Genomic DNA, 15,256 nt, shown 5'->3' with positions numbered 1-15,256 from the left:
TGCAAGGGCACGGTTTCCGGGCAGGAGCGGCGCAAGCCGCGACCGGGCTGCAACAGTCTCGCAACGTATCGCTTTGAACAAGATAAAGATCAGGATCAAACGCCTAGAGCTTCCGCCACTAAAGCGGCGGATAACTTTCTTTTGGTCAAAGCCCCAAAAGAAAGTCACCAAAGAAAAGTGCTTTTCCTTGGCGAAGCTCCCCTGCGAGTACGATGTTCGCGCCGGGATTTTTCGATAAGACATCCTTGTCTTATCGAAAAACGCCGCGCGTCCTGTGCGGCGCCCTCCAGGTCTACAGTGGCATCGCAAGTCCGAAACTGCGCCAAGCTTTCAAGGCAACGGCAACAGCTGCCGTGCTCTAAGGGTAGGAGCGGCGCAAGCCGCGACTGCGAATCCACGGCTGCCGGCGCGGGCGATCGTGACTGCGTGCTCGCGACTTGTGATCGCAGGAAATCCCTCTGCAACGCAGCTCCTACCCTTTGAAGCGCCGTCGCTGCAGGATTGCTGTTGCTGTGCGCGGCCCCGCACTCGCGAAAGCCATCGAAGACCCGGTGGGCGGCCCGCATGGATGCCGGCCGTTTTTCATCGGGACAGGGATGTCCCGTATGTAGAGCCCCGCGGAGGCACCGCTCTTGCGAGCCTATGATTCAAAGAAAGGCAACTTCTTTGGTTACCTTTGACCGAAGGGAATCCAGACGGACTTTTGTTGCTTATGACAAAAGAAAGTAACCCGCCGCTTTAGCGAAGGCAGCTCTAAGCGTTTGATCTTGATCGTGATATTGCTTGAGCGTTACGCCGCGAGACCTAAACAGGCACTTCTCGCCCGGCGGGATGCAGCTCGCCGACTAGCCGCAACGGGCTATTTCGCCGCAACCGCGCCTGCCGTAGCTTGTGCCGCAAGCCGGACCGGCGCGTCCTCCGAGGCATGCGCCACCCAGGTCGATAGGCAGGCAGTTCAATGGATGGACTACCGAGGGACGATCATGAACGATCCGAACCGAGCGACGGCAGACACCGCCGGATGGACCGACGCGCAGCGCGCCTTGTGGCAACGCCTGTGCGATTACCGATTCGACGACGACGATTCCAACGAGTTCCTGACCCGCGTCGCCACGACTTCCCTGCTCGCTCTCAGCGAAGCGCGAGCGGCGCTCGACGAATACCGCCGTTTCTGTTTTCTCGCCGTCACCGTCGCCCATGCGGTTACTCCGAGTCAGCTCGTCGATGAGGTCTGGCACACGCATATCGTCGACACCCGGCGCTACGAGCACTTCCGCACCGAGGTACTGCAGTACGACCTGCATCACGTGCCTTCGCGCGGCGGCAACGGCGAAGAGCTGAAACACCAGCAGCAGTATGCCGATACCCTGGACAGCTATCGGCGCTTCTTCGGCCTGCCGCCGAGCCGGTTCTGGCCCGAACCGCGCGCACCGCGCCCGCCGTCGGTGGCGGCCACCGTCGCGCTCGCTGAGCCGCGCGCACCGTGGCGGCCGATGCGGTTCGGCATCGTCGCCGTCGTCGGCACCTATGCGCTGTTGGCGTTGATCGCCAACGAGAGCAATCCGCTGCATTGGACCGGCGGCCTGTTCCTGGCCTGGTTCGTCGTTCTGATGGTCGCCGCGCTGATCGCCGGCTCCTGGCTGCGGCAAGGCATGCGCGGGCCGAAGGGCCCGGGGCGGAGTCACGAGGCCGACCGTTGGGAGCTGGCCTATCTGTCCGGCGGCAGCGATCGGGTCGCCGACGCGATCGTGGTCGACCTGCTCGCGCTGGACGCGGTCAGCCTGGAGTACGACCGCAAGAAGGCGCGCGAAGCCTACGAGAACGATCGCGTGTGGTTGCGCCCGCGCCTGCCGCCCGAGCAGCTCGAAACGCTGTCGCCGGTGCTGCGCGACGCTCTGGAAGTGGTCGCCGAGAAACAGACCCTCTCCCGAATCCTGTTGGCGCTGCGCGAACGTCATCGATCGCAGGACGAACACTTGCACCGCAAGGGCTGGCTGATGAGCCCGCGGCAGCAAGCCTGGGCGGCCTTGCTGTCGGCCCTGCCCCTGGCCGCGGTCGCCGCTCTGGGCCTGCGCAAGATCATGATTGGTCTGCAACTGGAACACCCGGTCGGGTTCCTGATCGCCCTGACCGTCCTGTCCGTGCTCATCGCGCTGTTTCGCGCGCTATCGACCCAGGAGCGGCCCCGCACCTGGGCCGGCGACTGGGAACTGTACAAAGCCGACCGGCAACGACGCGCAGACGGCAGCGATCCGGCCGCCACGGTCGCGCTGGCCGGCACCGCGGTCCTGATCGGCACCCCGTTCTCCGACTATCAACAGATCCGTACGCCCTCCTCGTTCAACAACGACGGCAGCGGAGGTGGCGGCGATGGAGGGGGTGGTGACGGCGGCGGAGGCGGAGGTTGCGGCGGCGGCTGCGGTGGCTGCGGCGGAAGTTGACCGACCGCTTCGCGATGATCCGTCGTGGGACCTGCGGCCACGGCGCTCGCCCGCGAGGACGAACGCCGTGACCCGATGCCTCAATCCACGTTGATCACGACCACGCTCATCCACGGCACCGACACCACCACCCGCCCTTGCGAGAACGCTCTCGCCGTGGCGATCTTCACCGGCGGCAGGAACTGCGCGCCGCTGGTGAAGTTGGCCGGGTCCATGCCGCGGCCGTATCGCCACGCCGTGTAGGTGCCGCTGCTTTTGCCGGTCAGGGCGAGCACGGCCTGGCGATCGGTGGTCTCGGACTTGTTGATCAGGACGATCTTCTTGGCGTTGTCGGTGGCGAACACTTCCAGGTCCGGCACCGCCGTCGTCGCCGCGACCATGCTCTGGCCGTAGCGCCGCGACCAGGCGCCGCCGCTCCAGGCCGACACGCCCCAATACGCCGGCAAACGAACGTGGCGGCCGCCGGGCTGATCGTTGAGGTCGGTGCCGTCGCTGATCAGTCCCAGCGGGCCGTTGTTGTCGGAGTACTGATAAGCGCTGCCGCCGGCGCGCAGCACGTGGCCGATCACCGAAGCGGTGTGGACGACGTTGCGCGAGGTGTAGAACGAATTACGCCACTGAGCATCGTAGCGCGTGTGGTAGTTGAACTCGCCGACCTGGATGGCGATGCCATTGGCGCGGTCGCCGAAGCTCAGGTCGATTTCGTTGCGCAGCCAGGCGATCGCGTCGCCGTACTGCGAGGTCGCACCCAGGTTGCCCAGCGGCTGGCCATCGCCGTACTTGTGGAAATCGACCACATCGGTATCGGCGTGGCTGCTGGCGAAGAACTGGCGGAAATCGCCGTATTTGTAGTCGGCCCAGGTCACCAGCGACGGCCCGGCCAGCGATAACGGTTGCGCACTGGCCTGGCGCATCGCCACCGCGATGTTGTGGAAGCCGTCGCTGCCGTTGCCGCCGGCGATGTAGTTGCCGACGCCGAAGCCGTTGTCGGGCTCGTTGCCGATGATGTAGTCGACCACCGGGCCGCCGCGCTGGCCGCCGTTGTCGTTGAAGTAACGCACCAGCGCCGCCGCATCGGTCGCGCGAATGTCGTTGTCGCCGGTCGTACCGCCGATGGCGATCATCGGAATGCCGCCGATGCCCTTGATCCCGCGGACATAGGCTTCGCCTTCGTTGCCGCCGTGGATGTTGCCGGCCGACGAGCCGACCTGGCCGTTGTGATGGAACAGCGGCACGCGCCAGACCAGCGGCCCCAGGTCGCGCAGGTACTGGGTCCACAACGTGCGGTTGCTGCCCTTGATCAGGTTGGTGCCGCCGTCGGAATAGGTCGAAATCGTGCCGCCGAGCGAGTACTCGGACGTGGGTTGGCCATGCGCGGTGAAATCGACAAATACGTTCGCGGTCGGGTCGGCGGCGCTGACGGAAAACACGGCGCCGGCCGCGAACAAGCCGGCGACGATGGCGATCAACGCGCCGCTGAGGCGGCGGCGTCGGGGCGATGGGGGATTCGCTGTGCGGAGCATCGATGATCCTTGGTCGTTACGAAACGGAGAGCGCCGACTCCGGAAGCATCCGGAGAGGCAGCGTGTGCTGGACGGCTGCGACGGCATCGCCGTGGTCGGCCACACAGCCGAGGCCCGACGGATCGCAGCGCATGGCGCAGCCGGCCGCGACGGCGCACGGCCGAAGACGCTCCGGCCGCTGCACGCCATCCCCGCCCTGCTCGAATCCGCCCTGCACGAATCGCCGGCAACATCCCCATTGCGCAACGGTCGCTGCGATACCGCATGCACGCCATCCAGCAGTGGCCCAGGCTAGTGGGCCGCCGCAGCGGACGGCGTGATGCGCCCGGCGCTTCGTCGATCCGATACGTATCCAGATGTGTTTTCGTGATCGCGGCTGCGTTCCCAAGGGCAAGCACATTTGTGCCGGGCGGGACCCGCATCGATCTATCCGCTGCGCATCGGCACTGCCCGCCTCCTTAGCGAATGGCCGATGGGCCAGGGCCACCCGGGGCGTTACAGTCCTATCCACAGTCGAGGGGCCATCTAGCATATCCTGGCCGATCCGGGGGTAAGATCGGCCGAGTCGCACACGGCAGCTCGTTACATTCTCAAACCGCAAACAAGCATGATCTCGGGCCTTGGAGGCTGCATATTATGTTCGGCTGGACAGAACGGCAGAAAACCATTCGCAATACCTACCGCCTCTTCGGCCAGGACTTGCCGCGAAAGAGCGTCGAGATCATCGACAAGGATTATTCCTCACTCGAACGGCAGTTCGACCTGGCAAGCGCGATAATGCTGTCCAAGGACGGGTTGGACAATCTCAGTTCCCGGGCGATGGACCTGCACCTTTATCTGATGCACAACGCCAGGCTCAAGATGATCCGACATCTGTTGCCCGCCGGGGAAATTATCCTCGATCTCGGCGGTGCGAATTCCCCTCTGCACAAGATGGGATATCCGCACGAGTACTCTAAAGTCGTCTTGATCGATCTGCCGACCGAAGAGCGCCACAGGGACTTCCAGGTCGAACTCGACGACAGCGACGGCAAGGTCTTTCTTCGCTATGAAGACATGACCGACCTCAAGGGAATCGATTCGGCGAGCGTCGACTTGGTGTGGTCGGGCCAGAGCATCGAACATGTCAGCCCCGAGCAAGGCATACGAATGTGCAACGAGGCCTTCCGAGTCCTCAAGCCGGGCGGACATTTCTGCCTGGACACGCCCAACCGATTGGTGACCGAGTTGCATGCCGCGACCGTCGGCGGCGGTTTTATCCATCCGGATCATAAAATCGAATACACCCCGGACCAGTTGCGCCGGGTCTTGGTCGACGCAGGCTTCTCGATCAAAGCCGAATGGGGCATTTGCGAAATGCCGCTTACCGTCAAGACGCGGGCATTCTCCTACCACGACTTTCTGGTCGGCGGCGCGATCTCCCACAATATCAACGACTCCTACGTCCAATTCTTCGATTGCGAGAAAACAATGGTCTAGAAACGACACCGGCTCGACTCGACCCAAGGCGCCTTGTCCACCTCCAAGCTCGGCGGTGCGCTACAACCTTTCGCTGAGTCGCCGCATCACATTCGGCAGTCACCCTAGACGGACTTGCCGATGAACCTGTTCCGACTCTGCTTCGCCGTTGCGATCGCCGGCGCGATCGCCTTCGCATGCGCCAGCGCGCACGCGGCCTCTGCTTCGATCAAGAGTTCCAAAGCAGCGGATGCGCGCTGCCACGTCGGCGCCTACCGGCTCGACGACGGCCGCGTCGTCAGCGTGATGCCGTCCGATGCCCCCGGCAAGTTGCGTTGGCGCCTGCTCGACGGGCGCACCGGCAAGCTGGTCCGCGAGAACGGCGCGTGGATCAGCACCCGCGGTTGGACCGAGCAACCGGACGGCATCAAGGTGGCGTTCGGCACCTGCAGTCAGTCCCGCATCCGCTTCGACGGCCACCGTGGCAGGAAGATCGGTTTCGACATCGCCGAGACCCGCTTCGACAGCCATGGCCTGAGCTTGCGCGGGCGCCTGGTGCTTCCGCGCGGCCAGGACAAGGTGCCGGTCGTGGTGCTGGTGCACGGTTCCGAGAAAGTGTCCGGCGTCGACGCTTATTTTCAGCAGAACCTGTTTCCGTCGCAGGGCGTCGGCGTGTTCGTCTACGACAAGCGCGGCACCGGCGGGTCCGAGGGCAAGTTTTCCAAGGACTTCGACCTGCTGTCCGACGATGCCGTCGCCGCGCTCGCCGAGGCCCGCCGTCTCGGCGGCGCGCGCATCTCGCGTATCGGTTTGCATGGCAGCAGCCAGGGCGGCTGGGTCGCGCCGCTGGCGGCGAGCAAGACGCCGCAGGCGCAGTTCGTCATGGTGGTGTTCGGCCTCGCCGACAGCGTGCTGTCGGAGGATCGCGACCAGGTCGCCGCCGACCTGCGCACGGCCGGTTTCGGCGACGCCGAAACACTGGCGAAGGCACGCCGAGTCAGCGACGCCACCGGCCTGCTGGCCGCGAGCAAGGGCCAGCGCGGTTGGGACGAGCTGGAGGCATTACGTACGCAATACCAGCACGAGCCCTGGTGGAAGGCGCTCAAGGGCGAATACACCGGCGAGGTCGTGCAGCGCCGCCGCGGCGACGACCTGATGCAGATCGCCATGCTCGACAGCGACGTCAGCTGGACTTACGACCCCATGCCGGTGCTGCGCAAGCTGACCCAGCCGCAGATGTGGATCCTCGGCGGCGACGACGCCGAGGCGCCTTCGCAGGAAACCCAACGCCGCTTGAGCGCGCTCGCCGCCGTAGGCCGTGCGATCGAGGGCGCGGTATTCCCGCAGGCCGACCACGGCATTCTCGAATTCGAGACCGATGCCACCGGCGAGCGCCTGCACACGCGCATGGCCGAGGGCTATATCGCCATGCAGTTGGATTGGATCAAGCATGGCAAGCTCGACGGCGAGCGCTACGGACGCGGCGTGCGCTTGCCGGTTTCGCATTGAGCACAGCCTGAGGGCATCATCGAACGAGGGCTCGCATCGATGGCTTGCATGGCGGCCGTGGCTGCTCGGCGACTATCGCGACCGGCTCGCCGTGCCGGCAGCAGCGCCACCGATGCGCCGCAGGATCTGCCCGCCGTCGTCCTCGCTCACGGTCCAGCCCGGGTTGAGCTTCAACGTCCATCCCTCGCCCACCCACAGGCCATCGCTGTTGCGCAGCCGGCCCGGGCCCGGCAGGCGCGCCTGGCTCCAGGCCTCGTCGATCAAGGCACCGGCGTTCGCTTCGAGAATGCCCCACTGGTCGCTGACCCTCAGCGTCGGATAGACCGTGCCGTGCGGCGGTAGCGGAAACAGCGCACGCGGATCGAAGGAGATGTTCATCGCCACGAACGGTGCGCGCAGACCGGGCCGATCGATCAGCTTGGCGGTCCATTCGGCCGCCTGGCGCAGACGCGCGAGATCGCGGCCGATCTCATCCGCGCGCACGGCGTCGATGTCGTACCGCGCTCCGGCCTGCTTCGCGGCGCTCGCCGTGTCCTGCGTGACCACGACACCGGCTTTGCCCGCCAACAGTTCGCCCAGGTCCGAATCGGGGGTCAAACCGGCACGCCAATCGCCGTAGCGATCCAACAGCAATCCGTAGGCCGGCCCGGAACGATAGGCGAAGCTGCGCACGAAGGAGTCGTCGCCCTCGTGCCTGGCCAATTGCGCGGCCGCATAGGCCTCGGCTTCGGGGCGGCCGGCGAGCCGCTGGCCGCTGTATTCGGCCAGGCCTTCGTTGAGTTCGAGCTGGTTCTCGAGTTCGCGCGCCTGCGCGGTGGCGGCGCGGCGCAGGGCGCGGAACGCCAACGCATCGCTTATCGCGTGCTTCCTCGACCTGTCGTCGCTCGCCCCCAATGCCGCCGCCAGGGCGCGCCATTCCATGCGCAGGGCGATGCGCCCCTCCAAGCCGGCCAGATGCGCGGGCGTCGGCGAGCGCGCGGGCAAGCGCAGCCGATCCTGCGCGGCATGCCAGGATTCGTGCATCAGCAACTGGCGCCGCTCGAACGCATCCTCGGGCAAGGGCCACAGCACCATCGCCCATCGCCTGCCGCTCCAGTCCACCGCGGTATTGGCCACGTTGCGCTCTTTCGGCAGGGTGCCGACGAACACCTCGCCCTTCGCCACGAAGCCCTCGACGGCCTGGCTCGCCACGGTCGAACGGGTGGAGCCATCGACCAGCAGCAAGGGCGCGCACAGCGGCTCACCCCACAATTGGCCGGCATCAGCGCGACACGCGGCGTCGCGCTCGGCGATGTAACGCGCCGCGACCTCGGGATCGGGCGCTTCGGCCGCCGCCGTCGCGGTAATGACTGCAAGCACGAACGACAGGCAAGAGCGACGCACGAACAAGTCCAAGGCGGGATCTCCGATGAGCGGTCGGCGAAAGATGGTCGGTAAAGGCTAGCCGAGCATCGAGTGGCCGATAACCGCCCTGCCATCGTCCCGGTTTCACTTTCGAGAAAAAACACAGCCTCGCTGCCGATCCCGACGGCCCTGGCCGCTGACCCGCGCAAACGGCGTTTATCTGGCAAACAGGGGCCAGGAAGGATCGATCCATGAACGGATTTTTCGCGAAGCTCGTGCTGTTGGCCGCACTTCCCTTGGCCGCCCAGGCCGGCACCTGCAGTCGCTTCGACGCCAAGAACAGCACCGCCTACGACCCGGCCGCGAAGAAGATCACGCTGCCGTGGCGCACCGACTATCCGGCTTCGGTTCCCAGCCATCCGGCTTACAGCTGGGAATCGATCAGCTTCAAGACCAGTTGGAGGCGCTATACCGATGCAGTGCTCAAGGACGTCCGCGATTCGGGCATCAGCATCGACAGCGCCGGCAAGATCCGCATGCCTGCCGGTTCGCCCTGGTGGATCGCGCCCTGGATGGACTACGGTTCGAACGGGCGCGAACGCGTCAACGGCCTGACCAAGGAACGCAGCCCCGACCCGCTCGATCTTTCGCCGACCTCGCCGGGCGGTTTCGACGTGTGGGCGATCGGTTGGTACAACAGCGAAGGCGCGGTCGGGCTGGGCAAGGTATTCGCCGACCCTTGCGATCCGGTCCTGCCCGCGCGCGACGCTCCCGGGTTGAAGTTTCCCGACAAGACCGTCTCATTCAAGATGCTGTTCTCCAACGCCACCGGCCTGGACTATCTCGACGGCGCGCCCACGGTGCTCGCGAAGATCGACAAGAACAGCCGCGCCAAGCGCCTGAAGCTGCTGCAGGTCGACATCGCCATTCGCGACCCCGACGCGGACGAAACCGACTGGGTCATGGGCACCTTCATCTGGAAAGGCCCGGCCCGCGGCGACGGCTTCCTCGACAATCTGGTGCCGGTCGGCCTGATGTGGGGCAACGACCCGAACGTGCACGATGCGAGTTGGGGCGCTTGGGCGCCGATCAAGCAGAGCCGGATCAATAAAGACCTGGCCGGCGTGCTCTGGCAGGGCACGCCCGGCAGTTGGCTGCACCGGCCGTTCCCGGGCTTCCAGGGCCGTTTGAACGGGCCGGCCGACAACATGCGCTCGTCGTGCCTGTCCTGCCACGCCCTCGCTCAGTGGCCGCGCAACCCGACCCTGAGCATCGTGCCGACCTACCCGGTCGGCCCCAACGGCCCGCAACCGCCGCTGAGCGAAGCCGATATCGAGAAGAACGTCAGCGACTACTTCCGCAATACCCGCGGCGGCGACTTGGTCGATCCGACGTTCCCGGCGCGGCCGCTGGATTACTCGCTGCAACTCGAAGCCGGGCTGACCCGCATGTGCCAAGCCTGCAAAGAAGGCAAACTGCTCGGACCAACCCCCAAGCTGTGCAACGAGGCACCCACGCGCTATCGCGTCACCGCGCCGGCCTGCGACCTGCCTCTGCTGCGACGGGTTTTCATGAACCGCATCGAAGACGATCCGCCGCGGCAGTAAGCGTTGCATTCGAGCGCGGCGATCGCCATCGAGATCGCCGCGCTGCAGGACCGCATCAAGCGAGAACGAGATGCTCGGGCGCGAGTGCGGCAAGGAAACCCGGCGCATCGAAGGCTTCGCCTGCGGGGACCGTACCGGTGCGAGTGCGGCGGCCGTCGACGACCCGCTCCATCGCCTCGACGATCAAGGGCGCGCTGACCGCATAGATGTCGCGGCCCTGCGCGCTGGCATGACGTTGCGCCTCGCCCTTGCGCACCATCACCTCCACCAGGAACACCTGCGCCGAGCGCCCGCTGCTGTCGGCCGCAACCGGCGCCGGCGTGGTGGGGTCGCGCACGTCCTTGAGCGATACGAGATTCAAGAACGAATGCACTTCGCTCGCATGCAGATGCTTGGAGATCAGGACGATCTCGCTGAGCGGCACGCCGACCACCTCCTGGTGACCGAACGGCGCCTGGAACGCCCAGTCCCGCATCGGCGCCGGGTCGGCCACGAAATCCAGCGCGCCGTTCGAGACCACCACGCGCCGCGCCTTGTTGCGCTCGCCGGTCACCCGGGTGCCATTGGTGGGGTGCCAACTGTCCAAGCCGACCGCGATCAGGATCTCGTCCGCGGTGTCCCAATCGCCCATCGCACTGGTCGCCAACAGATCGGCCAGCCCGCCGTAGAACGCCATCGCCGGCACGATGACGATGCCGGCCGCCTTCGCCGCCTCGTCGTAGCGCTCGAACAAGACCAACGCGGGCTGTTGCTCGGCCACCGTATCCAGGTAGTGCACCTTTGCACGCAACGCCGCCTCGACCACCGGCACCGCGGTATCGCTGAACGGCCCGGCGCAGTTGATCACCGCGACCGTGCCTGCGAGCGCCCGATCCAGCGAAGCCGGGTCGTCGACCGAGGCGACGAACCGATCGATCCCGGGGAAAGCGTCATCGAGTGCGGCCAGGCGCTCGGCGTCGCGGCCGCAGGCCACCGGCACCCAGCCGCGCTCGCGCAAACGCGCGATCACGAAACGGCCGGTATGGCCGTAAGCGCCGAACACGGCGACGCGACGATTCTGGGTCGCCTGGGAATTCGGGGCTGTTGCTGGATTGATCGACATCGTGCGTTTCCGTGATGCCCGCGGATCGGGCAGGCATAGGAAACCGCGAACCGGCACGACGGCGCTATCGAAATCTTTAGTTGCACGGCCGGCGCTCGGATTACGCCGATGCGACACTCCCCCGAGCCGAGTACGCCTCACGCGGGCTCAGGCGCCCTCTCCTGCCTGGACATGGGCAGGACGTTGTCACACGAGCCTCTACTCGGCGGACGTCGCCGGCGGCCATACATAACAACCGCCGCCCGACGAGCGCATTGCCTGCGCAAATATCTCCGGCGGGAAGTACCCCCGCTCGCACAAGGCACCAGAGAACTCCGGGCCGCCCTCGCCTTCGGTCAGTACGACGAAAGGATCGGTAGCGACGCTGGTGAAGAGGTAGAAGACGTCGCTGCTGCCGAAGCCCCCGTCTTCGAAGATGACGCGTTCGATCGAAGCCCACGGGAAGCCGGTATCGACCGGCGACGAACGCGGTGAATTTGCGCGGATCCGCACATCGACATCGTCGAATTCCACCGCGAACCAATCCTTTATCTCCGGCGCAGGACCGCGAATGCCCTGGAGGAAGAGGGCGACGCCGCCGGCTATGAAGCAGGCCAGCAACACCGCCATCAGCGACTTCGAACCGAGCTCATGGCCGTCCCGCAGCGACCACAGCAATGCCGCCAGGGCGATGACGCCGCCGATCACGCAGACCACGGCCGTAGCGAACTGCGGCAACTGCAACATCACCCTGCGCAGCGACCACGCCTTCATGTCGGTGGCTTTCACCAGCTCGCCATGAAAATCGTTCCCATAAAGACACGCGGCCACCAGTCCCAGCGGCAATCCGATCATCCAATAGCCGTTGCCCGTCGCGCCGGTCAGCAGCAGCGATAAAGGCACGACAGCCAGTGCCGCGCCGAGCTTGTAGCCGGTTTTCATCCATTTCCCCGTCGATGTCGCCGTCGCCCTTGCGCAGCAACCATGACAGCGATGCGATCGACCGGGCACGCCAGCAGGCCTACTGCTGGCATGGATACTCGACGGGCGTCGGCCGCCGGTCAAGCCGTTCGCCCCGAGACGGGAATCGGCCGGCACGCCCGTGCAAGATGCCGACCGATTACCTGGGGTCTGTCGGCACCTTCCGGATCAGCCGGCCGGCTTCGCCTGCGAAGGCCGATAAAACTCCGCGATCTGCGGGATGAAGCCTTCCGGGTTGGCGCCAACCAGGTTGGTCAACACCACGATGGCCAATCGCCGGTCCGGATAGACCACGAAGGCGGCACGCGCACCGCCGATGCCGGCCACCTGGCGGTCGGGCGACTTCGCCAGGACCGGCCAGCCAGCCGCCCAGGCGCCGTCAGCGCCGCTGTTCAATGCTTCCGGCGTCCACATGCGTTGGAGTTGGGCGCGATCGATCAGGCGCCCGTTCGACAGCGCGATGATCCAGCCGGCCACTTCATCGGCCGTGGTCTGGATGCCGCCGCCGGCCCAAAGCCCCTGCGGCATGTCGTAGAACCAGTGCGACAGACGCGGTTCGGCGTTCTCCGCGTCGGTCTTGCGCGGGAGATAGCTGTACATGGTGGCGGCATTGGCGACCAGGTCGTAGCTGTCGCCGAAGGTCGACAGGCGCATGTCCGCGGCAGCGAACTGGCGCTCGGCGATGTAGCGCTCGTACGGCATCTTCGCCTGCTTGGCGATGATGCGCGCCAACAGGCCGTAGTTGGTCTGGTTGTAGAGGAAGCGCTCGCCGGAGGGAGCCGCCATGGGCAGTTCCCTCACCGCCTTCCATGCGTCCGCTTCGGAGGCGCCTGCGACCAGACCGTTCTGGTCGACGATGTCCGGCAGCCCCGAGGTGTGGGCCAGGAGTTGGCGCACGCGGATGTTGCGCCACGCCACGGGCAGGTCGTCGAGGTAACGCGTCACCGGTGCCGCGAGATCGACCTGCCCCGCTTGCGCCAGTTGCATCATCGCCACGCCGGTGAACGACTTGGTGGCCGAATTGATCGGAAACAGGGTCGTACGGGTCGTGGGCACGCGGTTCTCGACGTTGGCCAGACCATAACTCTCGGACAAGACCACCCGGCCGTCCTCGACCACCGCGATCTGCAAGCCCGGTATGCGCTTGTCCTTCATGGTCTGCCGAATCCATTGCCGGGTACGCTCGTTCGCTTGCTCCGAGGCGCTCGCGGCGCCGGCAAGGCCAGGAAGCGACAGCAGGGCAACGGCGAGGATGGTGGTGCAGCGCTTCTTTGCAGACAGCATGGAGGTTCCTGAGGCGGAGTCGCCGATGAAGTGATGGCTAACGGTGTGTCCTGCGGTGTCGCATCCAGCGGTGTCAGTCCAGAGGGCGTGGGATGCATCGCTCGGCCGCAAGGTTTAAGCCCGCAGCGAGAAGCGGAATGGCGGCGCAAGGCCGGCAGGAACCCGCCGGGCGCACCTGGATCCGTGCGCGAACCGCACAGTTGCTGTTCGCACAGACACCTGGGCATTCGCCCTCGGATCTTCATCATGGCGCCTCCACCACTACGAGGCTTCCCGGATGCGAATTTCCTCTCTGATCGGATTTGCGACGCTCGGCATCGCCGGGCTCGGCGGCATCGACGCGCAGGCGTCGAAACCCACATTCCACCCGACCATCCGCGCCATGGCCGGGGCCGCGCCGGTGTCGGAACTGCAGGCCGGCAAGACCGCCCTGCTCGTCATCGATTTCCAGAACGAATACTTCCCCGGCGGACGCATGCCGATCGCCGACGCCGATTCGGCGCTGCGGCAAACCCGTCGCCTGATCGATCTCGCCGATCGCCACCGCATCCGCGTGATCCACGTGCAGCACGTACTGCCGGCCGGTGCGCCCCTGTTCGCCGAAGGCGGCAACACGGTGAAGTTCGTCGATGCGATGCAGCCGCGCCAGGGCGAGCTGGTGGTGAAGAAGGATGCCGTCAGCGTATTCGCCGGCGCTTCCGCCGCCACCATCGAGAAGGCCTTGAAAGAGGCCGGCGCCGATACTTTGATCATCGCCGGCCTGCAGACCCACGCCTGCGTCGCCGGCGCCGCCCGCGACGCTGCAGCGCGCGGCTACCAGGTCATCGTGTCCTCCGACGCCACCGCCACCCGCGACCTCGACCTGCGCGACGGCAGCAGGGTCGGCGCCGCCCAGTTGCACGCATCGGCCCTGGCCGAAATCGAGGACACCTTCGGCGAGGTGCTGAGCACCGATCAGATTCTTTCGTTGCCGGTCCGCTGATACCCTTCGCCGGAGTGCTGACGACCGGAGTCGAGTGATGGATCAATTGTCGGCCATGCGCGCCTACCGAAGCATCATCGAATCCGGCAGTTTCACCAAGGCGGCCGAGCGCCTGGGCACCACCCATACCTCGGTCTCGCGCCAGCTGGGCCAGTTGGAAACCCAGCTCGGCGTGCGCCTGCTGAACCGCAACAGCCGCAACTTCACCGCCACCGAGGCCGGTGCGCAGTACTACCGCGACTGCGTCGACATCCTCGACCGGATCGACGCAGCCCGGCAGCGACTGAACACCGACCCCGAGCTGCCGTCCGGCGTGCTGCGGCTCAGCCTTCCGCATGCCATCGGCGCGCTCGAACTGGCGCAGTGGCTGCCCGGCTTCATGCAGCGCCATCCCAAGATCGACCTCGACCTGTCCTGCGACGACCGCATGGTCGACCTGGTCAAGGGCGGCTTCGACATGGCCATCCGCATCACCGGGCCGCTGGCCGACAGCAGCCTGGGCGCGCGCGAACTCGCGGTGTCCGAACGGGTGCTCGTGGCCGCGCCGCAGTACGTGGCGCATCGCGGCCTGCCGCGCACGACCGACGACCTGCAGAGCCACCCGTTGCTGGCCTATGCCGCCGATGGCCCTGCTCTGCAACTGACCTCAAACAGCGGCGAAGAAGCCGAGGTCAAGTTCGGCACCCGGCTGCGCCTGGATTCGATCCTCGCCCTGCATGCGGCCGTCATGGCCGGTCAGGGCGTCGCCGCGTTTACCTTCCTCACCGTCCGCGACGACCTCGCCGCCGGCCGCTTGCTGCGCGTATTGCCGCAGCATCACACCGGCCAACGCCACTACTTCGCGCTGTACCCTCACGCGCGCCAACTAACGCCGAAAGTCCGCGCGTTCACCGAATACATGCGGGCGCATTACGCGATGGCCCGGCAGAACAGGATCGAGTAATCTCGCACCCTGGGCGGAACTTCCGCTGTCAGGCGCGACCGTCGGCGAGCGACGGAGTTCCGGCAGCAGGCTCCCATGACACACCCGCCCCACTACCCCGCAG

At 66.0% G+C, this 15,256-nt stretch carries 11 protein-coding genes; 6 read left to right on the top strand and 5 right to left on the bottom strand.

Annotated features, from left to right (window positions below; genetic code table 11):
• Positions 1-983: 983 nt before the first annotated feature.
• Entirely contained in the window at positions 984-2,441 is a 1,458-nt protein-coding gene (locus tag ACKN61_RS10955) for a TIGR04222 domain-containing membrane protein (RefSeq protein WP_408953479.1), read from the top strand.
• A gap of 80 nt (positions 2,442-2,521) precedes the next feature.
• Here ACKN61_RS10955 and ACKN61_RS10950 read toward each other — a convergent pair whose 3' ends face one another.
• Positions 2,522-3,964, bottom strand: coding sequence for a hypothetical protein (locus ACKN61_RS10950; RefSeq protein WP_408953478.1), 1,443 nt, complete (start codon positions 3,962-3,964; stop codon positions 2,522-2,524).
• Positions 3,965-4,600: 636 nt separating this feature from the next.
• Between ACKN61_RS10950 and ACKN61_RS10945 the strand changes: the two genes are divergently transcribed.
• Together ACKN61_RS10945 and ACKN61_RS10940 are read left to right on the top strand one after the other, a co-directional pair.
• The gene (locus tag ACKN61_RS10945; protein ID WP_408953477.1) at positions 4,601-5,443 is read left to right on the top strand and encodes a class I SAM-dependent methyltransferase; all 843 of its coding nucleotides are present in this window, start codon (positions 4,601-4,603) and stop codon (positions 5,441-5,443) included.
• A gap of 120 nt (positions 5,444-5,563) precedes the next feature.
• Entirely contained in the window at positions 5,564-6,931 is a 1,368-nt protein-coding gene (locus ACKN61_RS10940; RefSeq protein ID WP_408953476.1) for an alpha/beta hydrolase family protein, read from the top strand.
• A gap of 72 nt (positions 6,932-7,003) precedes the next feature.
• Here the strand turns inward: ACKN61_RS10940 and ACKN61_RS10935 are convergent, their stop codons facing one another.
• Positions 7,004-8,290: a hypothetical protein gene (locus ACKN61_RS10935; RefSeq protein ID WP_408953475.1), complete on the bottom strand. Its 1,287-nt coding sequence runs from the start codon at positions 8,288-8,290 to the stop codon at positions 7,004-7,006.
• Between the two features lie 236 nt (positions 8,291-8,526).
• Between ACKN61_RS10935 and ACKN61_RS10930 the strand changes: the two genes are divergently transcribed.
• Positions 8,527-9,882 carry a hypothetical protein gene (locus ACKN61_RS10930; RefSeq protein ID WP_408953474.1) on the top strand — a complete coding sequence of 452 codons (1,356 nt, stop codon included), beginning with the start codon at positions 8,527-8,529 and terminating at the stop codon, positions 9,880-9,882.
• A 55-nt stretch (positions 9,883-9,937) separates the two neighbouring features.
• Here ACKN61_RS10930 and ACKN61_RS10925 read toward each other — a convergent pair whose 3' ends face one another.
• The 3 genes from ACKN61_RS10925 to ACKN61_RS10915 all read right to left on the bottom strand — a co-directional run bounded on the left by ACKN61_RS10925 (position 9,938) and on the right by ACKN61_RS10915 (position 13,228).
• Positions 9,938-10,984 (bottom strand): saccharopine dehydrogenase family protein, encoded by a 1,047-nt coding sequence (locus ACKN61_RS10925; protein WP_408953473.1) that lies wholly within the window; start codon positions 10,982-10,984, stop codon positions 9,938-9,940.
• 198 nt (positions 10,985-11,182) lie between these two features.
• Positions 11,183-11,905, bottom strand: coding sequence for a hypothetical protein (locus ACKN61_RS10920; RefSeq protein WP_408953472.1), 723 nt, complete (start codon positions 11,903-11,905; stop codon positions 11,183-11,185).
• Positions 11,906-12,112: 207 nt separating this feature from the next.
• Positions 12,113-13,228 carry a serine hydrolase domain-containing protein gene (locus ACKN61_RS10915; protein ID WP_408953471.1) on the bottom strand — a complete coding sequence of 372 codons (1,116 nt, stop codon included), beginning with the start codon at positions 13,226-13,228 and terminating at the stop codon, positions 12,113-12,115.
• Between the two features lie 295 nt (positions 13,229-13,523).
• Between ACKN61_RS10915 and ACKN61_RS10910 the strand changes: the two genes are divergently transcribed.
• Both ACKN61_RS10910 and ACKN61_RS10905 read left to right on the top strand, forming a co-directional pair.
• Positions 13,524-14,210 carry a cysteine hydrolase family protein gene (locus tag ACKN61_RS10910; protein ID WP_408953800.1) on the top strand — a complete coding sequence of 229 codons (687 nt, stop codon included), beginning with the start codon at positions 13,524-13,526 and terminating at the stop codon, positions 14,208-14,210.
• 37 nt (positions 14,211-14,247) lie between these two features.
• On the top strand, positions 14,248-15,153 hold the full coding sequence (locus tag ACKN61_RS10905) for a LysR family transcriptional regulator (RefSeq protein ID WP_408953470.1): 906 nt from the start codon (positions 14,248-14,250) through the stop codon (positions 15,151-15,153).
• The last annotated feature ends 103 nt before the right edge of the window (positions 15,154-15,256 follow it).

The organism is Lysobacter sp. Hz25 (genome assembly GCF_046097045.1).
Lineage (GTDB): Bacteria > Pseudomonadota > Gammaproteobacteria > Xanthomonadales > Xanthomonadaceae > Lysobacter > Lysobacter antibioticus_B.
Note: the sequence above shows the minus strand (reverse complement) of the source record. Positions and strands in the feature narration are given on the sequence as shown.

Excerpts from the sequence above, each read along its gene's own strand:
- ACKN61_RS10915 (WP_408953471.1), bottom strand. The coding sequence starts at position 13,228 with ATGCTGTCTGCAAAGAAGCGCTGCACCACCATCCTCGCCGTTGCCCTG.
- ACKN61_RS10955 (WP_408953479.1), top strand. The coding sequence starts at position 984 with ATGAACGATCCGAACCGAGCGACGGCAGACACCGCCGGATGGACCGAC.
- ACKN61_RS10930 (WP_408953474.1), top strand. The coding sequence starts at position 8,527 with ATGAACGGATTTTTCGCGAAGCTCGTGCTGTTGGCCGCACTTCCCTTG.
- ACKN61_RS10905 (WP_408953470.1), top strand. The coding sequence starts at position 14,248 with ATGGATCAATTGTCGGCCATGCGCGCCTACCGAAGCATCATCGAATCC.
- ACKN61_RS10945 (WP_408953477.1), top strand. The coding sequence starts at position 4,601 with ATGTTCGGCTGGACAGAACGGCAGAAAACCATTCGCAATACCTACCGC.
- ACKN61_RS10920 (WP_408953472.1), bottom strand. The coding sequence starts at position 11,905 with ATGAAAACCGGCTACAAGCTCGGCGCGGCACTGGCTGTCGTGCCTTTA.
- ACKN61_RS10950 (WP_408953478.1), bottom strand. The coding sequence starts at position 3,964 with ATGCTCCGCACAGCGAATCCCCCATCGCCCCGACGCCGCCGCCTCAGC.
- ACKN61_RS10940 (WP_408953476.1), top strand. The coding sequence starts at position 5,564 with ATGAACCTGTTCCGACTCTGCTTCGCCGTTGCGATCGCCGGCGCGATC.
- ACKN61_RS10925 (WP_408953473.1), bottom strand. The coding sequence starts at position 10,984 with ATGTCGATCAATCCAGCAACAGCCCCGAATTCCCAGGCGACCCAGAAT.